Annotated in this window: 11 protein-coding genes; all 11 read right to left on the reverse strand. The window is 28.7% G+C overall.

The genetic code is table 11. The annotated features are described in order from the left end of the window. Nucleotides 1–2 precede the first annotated feature (2 nt). The gene (locus EIH23_RS00105) at nucleotides 3–2423 is read right to left on the reverse strand and encodes an FtsK/SpoIIIE family DNA translocase (RefSeq protein ID WP_122638173.1); all 2421 of its coding nucleotides are present in this window, start codon (nucleotides 2421–2423) and stop codon (nucleotides 3–5) included. A 151-nt stretch (nucleotides 2424–2574) separates the two neighbouring features. Next, nucleotides 2575–3402 (reverse strand): ATP-dependent Clp protease proteolytic subunit, encoded by an 828-nt coding sequence (locus tag EIH23_RS00110; RefSeq protein WP_330566145.1) that lies wholly within the window; start codon nucleotides 3400–3402, stop codon nucleotides 2575–2577. Between the two features lie 87 nt (nucleotides 3403–3489). Further along, complete coding sequence (locus EIH23_RS00115; protein WP_122638174.1) at nucleotides 3490–4833, reverse strand: MATE family efflux transporter; 1344 nt, start codon at nucleotides 4831–4833, stop codon at nucleotides 3490–3492. A 147-nt stretch (nucleotides 4834–4980) separates the two neighbouring features. Then, the gene (gene dapG / locus EIH23_RS00120) at nucleotides 4981–6201 is read right to left on the reverse strand and encodes an aspartate kinase (protein ID WP_122638175.1); all 1221 of its coding nucleotides are present in this window, start codon (nucleotides 6199–6201) and stop codon (nucleotides 4981–4983) included. A 23-nt stretch (nucleotides 6202–6224) separates the two neighbouring features. Continuing rightward, complete coding sequence (locus tag EIH23_RS00125; protein ID WP_122638176.1) at nucleotides 6225–6470, reverse strand: YlmC/YmxH family sporulation protein; 246 nt, start codon at nucleotides 6468–6470, stop codon at nucleotides 6225–6227. A gap of 24 nt (nucleotides 6471–6494) precedes the next feature. Continuing rightward, nucleotides 6495–7736: a M16 family metallopeptidase gene (locus EIH23_RS00130; RefSeq protein ID WP_122638177.1), complete on the reverse strand. Its 1242-nt coding sequence runs from the start codon at nucleotides 7734–7736 to the stop codon at nucleotides 6495–6497. Between the two features lie 131 nt (nucleotides 7737–7867). Next, on the reverse strand, nucleotides 7868–8605 hold the full coding sequence (locus EIH23_RS00135) for a polysaccharide deacetylase family protein (protein WP_122638178.1): 738 nt from the start codon (nucleotides 8603–8605) through the stop codon (nucleotides 7868–7870). Between the two features lie 134 nt (nucleotides 8606–8739). After that, nucleotides 8740–10854 carry a polyribonucleotide nucleotidyltransferase gene (locus EIH23_RS00140; protein ID WP_122638179.1) on the reverse strand — a complete coding sequence of 705 codons (2115 nt, stop codon included), beginning with the start codon at nucleotides 10852–10854 and terminating at the stop codon, nucleotides 8740–8742. A gap of 174 nt (nucleotides 10855–11028) precedes the next feature. After that, nucleotides 11029–11868: a DegV family protein gene (locus tag EIH23_RS00145; protein WP_122638180.1), complete on the reverse strand. Its 840-nt coding sequence runs from the start codon at nucleotides 11866–11868 to the stop codon at nucleotides 11029–11031. 315 nt (nucleotides 11869–12183) lie between these two features. Beyond that, complete coding sequence (rpsO, locus tag EIH23_RS00150; protein WP_122638181.1) at nucleotides 12184–12438, reverse strand: 30S ribosomal protein S15; 255 nt, start codon at nucleotides 12436–12438, stop codon at nucleotides 12184–12186. A 108-nt stretch (nucleotides 12439–12546) separates the two neighbouring features. Continuing rightward, nucleotides 12547–13473 carry a bifunctional riboflavin kinase/FAD synthetase gene (locus EIH23_RS00155; protein WP_122638182.1) on the reverse strand — a complete coding sequence of 309 codons (927 nt, stop codon included), beginning with the start codon at nucleotides 13471–13473 and terminating at the stop codon, nucleotides 12547–12549. Nucleotides 13474–13492 lie beyond the last annotated feature (19 nt).

Consider the following 13492-nt stretch of genomic DNA (forward strand, 5'->3'; position numbering starts at 1 on the left):
TTTTATTCACCTTCTAAATTAGCTAATTCTTCCTTCGTTATTAAAACTTTTCTAGGTTTACTTCCTTCACTTGGTCCAACTATACCTCTTTCCTCCATAGAATCAATTAATCTAGCTGCTCTATTAAATCCTATTTTAAACTTTCTTTGAAGCATAGATGCTGAACCTTGACCATTATTCACAACAAACTCTATTGCGTCTGCTAATAAGTCATCTTCATCACTCGATTTTATAGAAACTGATTTTGAAATAGTATCCATTATATCATCTTCATATTTTACTTCTTCAGTTACTTGATTTTTTATAAAATCTATAACTCTTTCTGATTCATGTTCTGATATAAATGCTCCTTGTAGCCTTACAGGTTTAGCAGCACCTAATGGATAGAATAGCATATCACCCTTACCTAACAACTTTTCTGCTCCACCTAAATCAAGTATTGTTCTAGAATCTGTTTGTGATGAAACTGCAAATGCTATTCTAGATGGTATATTTGCTTTTATAACACCCGTTATTACATCTACTGATGGTCTTTGCGTTGCTATAATTAAATGCATTCCTGCAGCCCTTGCCATTTGTGCCAATCTACAAATATAATCTTCTACATCATTTGCACAAGCCATCATTAAGTCCGCAAGCTCATCTATGATTATTACAATCTTAGGTAATTTTTCTTCACATTTTTCATTGTAACTTGTTATATCTTTTACTTGATTTTCAGCAAATAATTTATATCTTCTATTCATTTCTGTGACTGCCCAGTTTAAAGCATTAGCAGCTTTTTTAGGATCAGTTACAACAGGTATTAGTAAATGAGGTATTCCATTGTAGCTTGCTAGTTCAACCACTTTAGGGTCTATAAGTAAAAACTTAACTTCATCTGGATTAGATTTATATAATATACTATTTATTAACGTATTTACGCAAACACTTTTACCTGAACCTGTTGAACCTGCTATAAGTAAGTGAGGCATCTTTCCAATATCTGCTATAATTGGTTTTCCTCCTATATCCTTACCTAAAGCCATTGCAAGTGGTGATTCAAAGTTTTTAAATTCATCACTTTCTAATACTTCTCTTAATCCTACCATTTGGCTTTCTTCATTTGGTACTTCTATACCGATTGCACTCTTACCAGGTATTGGTGCTTCTATTCTTATACTTTTTGCAGCTAAACTAAGTGCTAAATCATCAGTTAAGTTTACTATTTTGCTTACCTTTACACCTGGGCTTGGCTGAATTTCATATCTTGTTATTGTAGGTCCTACTGTAACTTGATTTACTTTAGCTTCAACTCCAAAATCAGATAGTGTTTTTTCTAATAATGACGCATTTTTTAGTACTTTTTTCTTTCCGTGTTCATCACTTTTTTTATCAAACTTATTTAATAGGTCAAATCCAGGCTTTTTATAATTTTCATATTTTGATACTGAATCCATGTCTAAGTTTATTGGCTGAGTACGTTCAATATTTTGTGTTTTATCAAAATTATAAGTTTCTTTAGATAAATTTTCAGTTTTAGAACCTTGAAGATTTTTTAATACATCAAGTTCTGAACCAGTTTGAGTTACTTCTAATATTTCTAAATAATCATCTTCAGCTTTATTAAATCCTACTATTTTTATAGTCTTGTCATCTACATCATCTTCTAAACTTAATGCTGGCTCTTTTTGCTCATTGTTAGCTTTATGTTGTTTGTTTTTATCAATAATACCTTTAAAAATACTTGGTTTCTTTTCTTCTATCATAGTTTGTTCCATAGTACTATCATCTACTTCATCAGTTATCATGTCTAAAGCAGATTGTTTTAAATTTGAAACTTTTTCTTTTAAATTCTTGCCTTTTAGCTTTGTTTTTTTACTTCCTTTGCTTCCAAAATTTACATTCGATATAAAATCTTGTATTGATATATTAAATGTAAACATTACACATAATAATAATGCAAATATACTAATTAGCCATCCTCCAGTTATACCAAAGATTGCTTTTATATAATATGCTATAGTAGAAGTTATAAGTCCAGTTCCATTTCCATTTACTCCCATTTGCATTACATCACTAATCATTGTGGATTTAAATGGTGAATCTACAGGTATAGTTCTAGCATTTAATAATCCATAAAATACAAATACAAATGTTACTATAATATAGTACATTTTACTATTCTTTAATCTATAAACATATTCATTTCCTTCAAAGAATCCAAGAATACCTGCAATAATAACTATAAAAGGTATTGTAAATGATAATCCTCCAAATAGGCCTTTAAATATATTCTGCATAAAGTTTCCTATTAATCCCATAGAAGCAGAATTTAAGCTATATAATAAGAATATACCTACAAATATTGTAACTAGATTATGATACTCTGCTCTAAATCCTAGGTCTTTATCTTTTTTCTTTTTGCTTTTTTTCTTTGCCACTCATCTCACCTCTTACTTTTTATAAATCATCTCTACCCTGATAAATTATAGGTTCTTTAATCGATAAAAAGTGTTAATGCCTAAACACTAACACTTTCTACTTATACTTATATTACTTAATTATATCATATATTGTATTATTTAAACAAACTTATTTATTTTCTTTGCTCTTATCATCTTCTGCTATTAGTTCTTTTAGTTTAGCTAGTGCTTCTTTAAGTCCTCCAACTTCATCAATTATACCACAGTCAACAGCTTCCTTTCCTATAAGAACACTACCAACATCACTAACTAATTCATCTTTAGCATGCATTAATTTAACTAATTCATCTCGTTCTATTTTTGATGTTCTAGTTATAAACTCAACAATTCTCTCTTGCATCTTTTTAAAATATTCAAATGTTTCATTTACACCAATTACTAATCCATTTGTTCTAATTGGGTGAACTATCATAGTAGCAGTTGGAGCTATAAATGAATAATCTCCTGCAGTTGCAAGAGGAACGCCTATACTGTGACTTCCACCTAATACAAGTGTTACTATTTTTTTAGATACACTATTTAGAAGCTCTGCCATAGCAAGACCTGCTTCTACATCTCCTCCAACTGTATTCAAAATTACAAGTACACCTTTTATATCTGGATTTTCTTCTACCGAATATAACATTGGAATTATATGTTCATACTTAGTAGCTTTTTTTTGTGGATTTCCTATAAAATGTCCTTCTATTTCTCCTATTATTGTAATACACTGTATATCTTTCTTAGGTTGATTTGGAATTTGTGGAATTCCCATTTGCTTTATATCTTCCATTTCATTATCATTTGCATTATTATTGTTATTGTTATTATTTTGATCTTGCATTAATAAATTAGAATTTATTTTTTCTATATCCACAGTATCTTTTTCTAAATTATAATTATCCATATTTTTGTTTATGTAATTATTATATTCAATATTATCTTCATTAAATTTCATTTTAATTCTCCTCTCAAGCATTATTATTTTTATTTTTTCCAAATCCTTGTAAAAAATTCATACTTTAATGCTTGATTTATATAATAATTACATTACAAGCTTAGATCTCCAACTACCTCTTCTCCATCTATTATAAAATATTATTCCTCTTAAAATTTCATCCATAGCCATAGCTAGCCATACACCATATAATCCCATATTAAATTGTATAGCAAATATGTATGAAAATAATGCCGATATTAGCCACATAGATATTATTCCCACCATTACAGGAAATTTTATATCTCCTGCAGCTTGCATTCCTCTTATCGTTACCATATTAATAGATCTTCCTAGTTCTAAGAAAATATCTATAAATAATATGTGTTTGCCTAGTCTAAGTATTGTTATATCTTTAGTAAATATTCCTAAAATATAGTCACTAAAAATAAATATTGAACCAGATACAATTAAAGTAACTAGCATTGCCTTTTTTAGAGTATCTAATACACATTTGTAAGCTTCATCCTCTTCTTTAGCTCCAATTAAATGTCCCACTATAATCTGATTTGCTTGAGATACTGCATTTGCATATAAATATGAAATCATTACTATAATACCTATATAAGTTCTACCAGTAACAATAGTTGTTCCAAGGGTATTTACTATGGCTAAAATTACTGTCTGTGATATATTATATGATATATTTTCTCCTCCTGATGGAATACCTATATTTATTAATTTCTTAAAAGTATCTTTCGGGAATGGTCTAATATATTTTAATGAAATTTCACCATTTACTTCCCTTTTAAAAATATATGCTATTATAACAACTCCTATAAACCTACTCATTACACTTGAAATTGCAACACCATCTACTACCATCTTAGGTAGTCCGAAATACCCATTTAGTAAGATAGTGTTACCAATTATATTTAGTATATTTACTAATATAGAAATATACATAGTTTGTTTCATCAAACCATTACTTCTAAATATAGCTGAATAAGTTAAAAATAGCGATTGTAAAAATAATCCCCCTCCAACTATATTCATATATATATTTGCATCATTAATCAAATCATTTGGGAGTTTAATTAAATTAAGTATATAACTTCCTAATATAAATAATAAAATTCCTGATGCTATACCAAATATAAAGTTAGTAAAAATAGATACTGTATAGATTTCAGATACTTTACTATGATTCTTCGCTCCCAAGTACTGAGATACAAGTATTGTTGTAGCCATTGTTACCACACTAAAAGTTATTACTAATACATTCATTATTTGATTTACATTTCCAACTGCTGCTACTGCTTTATCAGATACCCTACTTAACATTACCTGATCAATATTATTTACTAATAGCTGTAATGACAGCTCTATAAATATTGGCCATGTTAATGATAATAAAGATAACTTTTTATTTAATATTTTTGATAATTCCATATACGTCTTCTATATAATTATTTTATCAATATAAAATATTATTGAATAATTTTACCACTGTCAATAATATTTTATTCTTTATATGCTAACAGTCTCAAATTAAAAAGAATATACTAAACTAGTATATTCTCTTTAATTTGAGACTATCTAATCTTCATTTTTATAAAAAAGATTATGTATAATATGAATAGTTTCTACCATGTCTTTTTCTTTAACCAAGCAAGATACAGAAGTATAAGAGTCAGATGACTGAAGTAATTCTATATTAATCTTTGTTAAACCTCTCATAATCTTTGCTATAACTCCAGGTGTTTCAGTTATTTTACTACCTAATAAAGTAACCTTTGCACAATCCTTGTTTATCTCATATTGTACTGAGTTCTTTTTAAGTATTTCCTCAACAACATCTACATCTGATTTGTTAATAGCAAATCCCTTATCTTCTATAAAAAAATTAATCATATCCATATTTATTTTCTTATCTTCCATTTCATTTAGTATTCTAGAAAATACATCTTCACAAGATTTTACTTTTACTTGAGCTATATTATTTTTATGAGCTACTGTAGATATAAATCCCTCTTCTTCCTCATAACTTTGATTTCCATGTTGTAGGTTTTTAATTGAACCAATCTTAGTTCCTTCATACTCTGGATTTAATGTGTTTTTTATTTCTAGTATTATATCAGCCTTTTTAGCAAGCTCTACAGCTCTTGGATGTATTACCTTTGAACCTTGCTCTGCCATTTGAAAAACCTCTTCATATTCTATAAATTTTATCACTCTTGCATCAGGCTCTACTCTAGGATCTGCTGTCATTATTCCATCTACATCAGTATATATTTGAACTTTCTTACTTCCTAATGCTTTACCTATTGCTACTGCAGATGTATCACTCCCTCCTCTACCTAGAGTAGTTACATCTCCATCCTCTGTACTACCTTGAAATCCAGCTATTACAACTACCTTTCCCATAGATAATTCTGTTTCAATTCTTTGTGAGTTTATTTTTTTTATCTTAGCATTAGAGTAAGAATTCGTTGTTATTATTCCAGCTTGAGTTCCTGTTAAAAATATAGATGGTATATTTTCACCTTCTAACATACTTGACAAAATAGTTCCAGATATTATTTCTCCACAGGACATTATAAGATCTAGTTCTCTTTTTGATGCTTTTTCATTAACATTTTTACATAAATCTATTAATGTATCTGTTGCATAAGGTGCACCTTTTCTTCCCATAGCTGATACAACTACTGCCAAATCATTCCCCTTTTCTCTATAGCTTTTTATTATATTAACAACCTCTTTCATTTTTTCATATGATTCTACTGATGTTCCACCAAATTTTTGTACTAATACTCCCATATATTCCCCCCTAATAACTACATTTAATATACTCCATCATATTCTATAATTATCATATCGTTACCAATTTTTTTTACGCTTCTCCAAGGTACTTCTAGAACTGAGCCTTCTTTCTTTCGTCCAAAAAAGCCTTTTTCTTTTGGTATTAATAATGCCAATATTTTTCCTGTTGTTTCATCTATTATAAGGTCACATTCACCAACTACACCTAGTCTTTCCCCTGTAACTAGGTTAACAATTTCTTTCCCTGCAATTTCAGATAAATTCATACTTATCCCCCCTAAACTTATTAATTACAACTTTATATCCTCTACATCTCTGCCGACTATACAAATTCCAAGATTACTCAAATCAAATACTTTGTTTATAACCTTTTTTATACTGTCAAAGTTTACATTATTTATACATTCTAAAATTTCATCTGTAGTTTTTACTTTATTTACAAGTAGCATTGATTTTCCCATAGACATCATCCTACTTCCTGTACTTTCCAAACCTAATAAGTAACTACCTTTTAATTGCTCTTTACTTTCATGTATTTCTTTTTCTGTTAAATAATTTTCTCTTAAGTCTTTTATTTCATTTTTTATAATTTCACATACTTCTTCTAAATTTTCATTACTCATACTAGCAAAAATCCCTAGTTCTCCACATTTTCTATATAAGCTTTGTGCTGAGTATATAGAATATACTAGCCCTTTTTCTTCTCTTATTTTTTGGAATAATCTAGAGCTAATACTACCTCCAAATATATTATTTATAACAGCTAATGCATATACTTCATCATCATCCTCTAATCCAATAGCCTTTAAATTCATTGTTAAGTTCACTTGTTCTGTATCCTTATTTTTAGCTATATGACAAGAATTAAATGTAGCTTCTTTTAGCTCTATAGTTACATCTTTGCTTTTCCAACTTTTAAATTTTTCTTCTATTTTTTCTAACATAGTATCAAAATCAAAGTTTCCTGATACTGATATTACTGAATTATTAGGTACATAATATTTATTAAAATATTCTAATAACTCTTTTCTATTTATATAATCTAAGGATTTTCTATTACCTAATATATTCATTCCCAGTCCATCATCTTTATAAATGTGCTCTAATAACATATCATAAGCTAAGTCCTCTGGTGAATCTTCATACATTTTAAGTTCTTCTAAAATTACTGATCTTTCCTTATCTATATCTTTTTCATCAAACTTAGAGTTTAGTATCATATCGCTTAATATATCTAACCCTATATTTATATGTTCATCTAGTAATTTTACATAGTAGCATGTACATTCTTTGCTTGTAAAAGCATTTATTTGACCACCTAAATTATCAATTTCACTTGCAATATCTTTTGAACTTCTTTTATTTGTCCCTTTAAATAACATATGTTCTATAAAATGAGATACTCCACTCACTTTATTATCTTCAATTCTTGATCCTGCATTTATCCATACTCCTAAAGATATTGATTTCACATAAGGTATTTCTTCACCTATTATTGTAAGTCCATTCTCTAATGTTTTTACTTTGTACATATCATCCTCCATTTGTAACAATATTTTATATAGACTATTATTTATTGGTTAAACTTTAGTTCTAAATCTAAATAAGTATATGTATTTCATTATAGTTTAGTAGGTTTATTTATTCAATAAAAATTAAGTTATTAAAAAATATCCATTAATCTACCTACTTTAAGTCCTTTTCCCCTTATAATAGATATTATATCATCTAAACATTGTGTGGTTGCCTTTGTAGGGTGAATAAGTACTATACTTCCATCTTTAATTTCCTTTTTATTTACTCTGTTTATTATCACATCAGGCTCCTCTCTGTATTTCCAATCAATTGTATCTACATCCCATTTAAATGTTGTATATCCTAACTCTTTAGCTGCCTTAATTGTTCCTTCGCCAAAAGAACCTGCTGGAGCTTGAAAAAATTTAATTTCTTGATTTGTAATTTCCTCTATAATAGATTCAGCTTTTTTCATCTGCTCTAAATTTTCTTCATAGCTTAACTTAGCATAGTCTAAATGTTTATATCCATGACTTCCAACCTCATGACCTTCTGAAATCATTCTTTGTAAAAGTTCTTTTTTATTTTCTGCCCACTTACCTGTTATAGTAAATGTTATATTTGCATCTTCTTTTTTTAGAGTATCTAATATCGACTCTATGTATTCATCTTCCCAGCCAAGGTCTACGTTGCATGTAATTGCAACGTAGCCACTATTAGCTTTAGTTCCTCTTTCGTAAGGTAAGTCAGCTAGATCATTAAAGTTAAAAGTCGGAGTTATACTGCTTTTCATCCCCCAAAATACTCCTCCTATAATAAGCAATATAACTAAAACTCCTATGCCTATCTTCTTTAGTTTCTTCTTATTAGCCACCATTATTAACATCTAAGATTCCCCCTAAAATATGTACAAATTATATCTTAGTTAATCTTATTAAATAATTGTCCTATTTATGCAAATATAAACTATAATAAAAAAAAGATTAACTAAGAAAAGTTAATCTTTTTTTTATTATTTATTTATTTTTCTTCTTTCTTTTCAGTTCTTTCTGGCTTAGGTAATAAAATTTTTCTAGATAAGTTTACTCTTCCTTTTTCGTCTATTTCAGTAACCTTAACTTCTACTTCATCTCCAATATTAAGAACATCTTCAACCTTAGCTACTCTTTCATGAGCTATGTGAGATATATGAAGTAATCCTTCTTTACCTGGAAGTATTTCAACAAAAGCACCGAATGTAGTTATTCTAGTCACTTTCCCTTTATAAGTCTTACCAACTTCGGCTTCTGCAACTATGTCATTTATTAGTTTTTGTGCTAAGTCTATCATTTCTTGATCAATACCTGCTATAAATACTTCACCAGTTTGTTCTATATCTATCTTAACACCAGTTTCATCGATAATCTTAGTTATAACCTTACCACCTGGCCCTATAACATCTCTTATCTTATCTGGATTTATATTCATTGTTATTATCTTAGGAGCATACTTAGATAATTGTGGCTTTGGAGCATCTATAGTTTTTCTCATTTCATTTAATATATGAAGTCTACCAACTCTTGCTTGATCAAGTGCAGCTCTTAATATATTTTCATCTATACCATTTATTTTTATATCCATTTGTATAGCTGTTATACCATGTTCAGTACCTGCAACTTTAAAGTCCATATCTCCTAAATGGTCTTCCATACCTTGTATATCTGAAAGTATAGCTACTTTGTCATCATCTTTTATAAGACCCATTGCAATACCTGCAACCATATCTTTTATTGGAACACCTGCATCTAGTAATGATAATGTTGATCCACAAACCGAACCTTGAGATGTTGATCCATTTGAACTTAATACTTCAGAAACTAATCTTATTGCATAAGGGAATTCTTCTTTTGAAGGTATTACAGGAACTAACGCTCTCTCAGCTAATGCACCATGACCTATTTCTCTTCTTCCTGGACCTCTTGATGGTCTAGCTTCACCAACACTGTATGCTGGGAAGTTATAGTGATGCATATATCTTTTATTTTCTTCTTCATCTAAACCATCTAGTATTTGAACATCTCCTAAAGCACCTAATGTAGTTATAGTCATTACTTGAGTTTGTCCTCTTGTAAATAATCCAGAACCATGAGCTCTTGGTATAAATCCATTATCACACCATATTGGTCTTATTTCATCTAATTTTCTGTTATCTGGTCTTACTTGCTCATGAGTTATAAGCATTCTAACAGACTCTTTTATTATTGATTGAAGAACTTCTTCTATATCTGATCCAAACTCATCTACTATTTCTTCAAAATTAGCAAGAGTTTCTTCTCTTACTGCATCCATTTTTTCTTGTCTTTCAAGTTTTTCAACAGTTCTTACTGCCTCTTTCATTTTATCAGTTGCAAAATTACGAACAGCAGATTCTACCTCAGCATCAACTTTATGTAATTCTACTTCCATTTTTTCTTTTCCAACTTCTGAAGTTATCTCTTCTATGAAAGATACTATTTTCTTTATTTCTTCGTGTGCAAATAATATAGCTTCTAACATTAAGCTTTCAGGTATTTCTTCTCCTCCAGCTTCAACCATCATTATTGCATCTTTAGTACCTGATACTACTAAGTGAAGAGAACTCTTTTCTCTTTGCTCTGCAGTTGGGTTAGCTACTAACGCACCGTCAACTAATCCTACTAAAACAGAACCAGTTGGACCATTAAATGGTATATCAGATATAGATAAGGCTACAGATGAACCTATCATCGCTACTATATCAGGAGTACAATCTTGATCTACTGAAAGTACAGTAGCAACAACTTGTACATCATTTCTAAATCCTTTTGGGAATAAAGGTCTTATTGGTCTATCTATTAATCTAGAAGTAAGTATTGCCTTTTCTGAAGGCTTTCCCTCTCTCTTTAAAAATCCACCTGGTATTTTACCAACTGAATATAATCTTTCCTCATAATCAACACTTAGTGGGAAGAAATCTATACCATCTCTTGGCTTTGCTGATTTAGATACGTTAATCATAACCATAGTTTCTCCGTATTTAAGTATAGCACTACCAGCAGCAAGCTCTGATATTTTTCCTATTTCAACAGAAAGTTCTCTTCCTGCTAAATCCATTTTGAAAATTTTATGTTCAAACATTAATGCTTGTACCTCCTCTTTCACTAAAACCGCTTTTATATCTTAACTAATATCTTATCAAAAATACTATAAATTAACAATACAAAACTCATTTTATGACTTTTATTGTATTTTCTTAGATACTAAACTATATACTTTTGTATAGTATTTGCTACTTAATATAAAATTAATCATTTAATAAGAACAACTGATTGCAAATATATCTGGTCCAGTATGAGAACATATACAAGCTCCACCTCTAGTAAAATACAGATTCTTGCATTTTATTTTTGCGTTAACTTCTTCTTTTAATTTCTCAAAATCATCTACATTATCGCCACAACCAATTATTACATTCTTATCTTCTAAAGTATCATACTTATCTATAGTTAACTTTATCAATTCATTTATAGCATGTTTTTTACCTCTTACTTTTGTAAGTATAAATATTTTTGCATCTTCTACTGTAAATATAGGCTTTATTTTTAACATATTACCTATAGTTGCAGTTGCTAATGATGCTCTTCCACTTCTCTGTAAGTATTCAAGTGTATCTGGAACAAATAATAAACTTACTGAATCTCTTAACTTTTCTAATTCCTCTATTAGTTCTTGTGGAGTTATTTCATTATTATTTTCTATTAACTCACATGCTTTAACAACAAATTGGGCACTTCCTAGAGATAATGTTAACGTATCAAATACATGTATATCTCCTTCTGTATCATTTTTAGCCATTACAGCACTTTGATAAGTACCCGATGATTTCGAAGAACCATTTATACATACTATAGAGTAATCATCTTTATATTTGTCAAAAGCAGTTTTAAATTGAATATATGTAGCTTGTGATGTTTTTGGAACTTCTTTTTTCTCTTTCATCCTTTTATAAAACTCTTCATTACTTATGTCTATACCTTCTTTATACTCTTTATCTCCAAGTATTATATTTAAAGGAATCACATCTATATCATATTTTTCTACCAAATCTTTAGGGACATCACATAAACTATCGCAAATTAACTTTATTTTCATCTATATCTCCTCCTAAAATAAAGCATATATTATTTTTTTATATTTTATACCTTTTTAATTATTTACTCCTTAGATTAAATATAATCATAGTTCATATAATTTGTATTTATACTTCTTTATTAATTATACTATTTATTCATGAATTTTGCATTCTTACATATCTATTTATTATTTTATGCTATCATAGTCAAATCTATTTAAAATTTTATAAATCTATATTTTGTATTAATTAAAAACATATATACTATACTAAATTTATTATTTTAAGCAAAAACAGGAAGGCCAATGCCTTCCTGTTCTATATAGAAAATATAATTATTTTCTTAATCCTAATTTAGCTATTAAAGTTCTGTATCCTTCAAGATCTTTTTCCTTTAAGTAAGCTAATAAGTTTCTTCTTCTACCAACCATCTTTAATAAACCTCTTCTAGAGTGGTGGTCTTTTTTGTGAGTCTTTAAGTGACCGTTTAATTCGTTTATTCTAGCTGTTAATAAAGCTATTTGTACTTCTGGAGAACCAGTATCTCCTTCTTTTCTTCCAAACTCTTTGATTATTTCAGTTTTGTTCATTTGAGTTACCTCCATAAAATTTTATTAAATCGCCAATTACTAAGCATTGATTGGAGTGTTCAAATGCTGAGTAATGGTTAATTTACTTACTTATTCTATCATATAAATTTATTTTTTGCAAATATACTTTTCATAAATATAATTTGTATCAATTTTTAACTGAGATTTCAGCTCTTCTAAAGAATTAAACTTTTTTTCATCTCTAATTCTTTCTAAAAACTCAATTTTTATAAATTTTCCATATATGTCTTCATTGAAATCAAGTATATTAGTCTCTACAGATAGATTATCTCCATTTACAGTTGGGTTATACCCTATATTAGTTGCTCCAAAGTAGGTTTTTTCATCTAAGTAAACCTTAGTTGCATATATACCGCATTTAGGAATAAGCATTTCACCCTCAATTTTCATATTTGCAGTAGGAAATCCTATAGTTCTTCCTAGTTGCTTAGACTTTATTACTTCTCCCTCTAATTGGTAATTACGTCCTAAATACTCTTTCACTTTATTTACACTTCCCTCAGCTATTAAGTTTCTTATATAAGTGCTACTTACTCTTATATTATTTATTTTTACAGGATTAACTACCTCAACTTTAAAATCATACTTAGCACCTAAGAGTTTTAATAATTTTGCATTTCCTTCTTTATTTCTAGCAAAGGTAAAGTCATGTCCTACAATTACCTTTTTGGCTCCTAATTTTTCTTTAAGTATCTTTTTTGCAAAATCATCTGCAGATATCTTTGTCATTTCCTCATCAAAGGGTACATTAACTACAATATCTATACCTAAATAGCTTAATTTTTCCATTTTATCCTTATCACGTATAATGTTTTTCACACTATGATTTCTAAAATAGTTAGCTGGATGATTTTCAAAAGTAAAAACAACACTTTTTATTCTTCTTTTTTTGCTACATTGTACTGCTTTTTTTATCAGAACTTTATGGCCATTATGAAGACCATCAAATTTACCTATAGTGACAACACTTTCGCCTAAATTCTCTACATCCCATATAGATTTAACAATATCCATAATGATTTCCCCACTAGAA

Source organism: Romboutsia sp. Marseille-P6047, from assembly GCF_900604535.1.
Classification (GTDB): Bacteria; Bacillota; Clostridia; order Peptostreptococcales; family Peptostreptococcaceae; genus Romboutsia_E.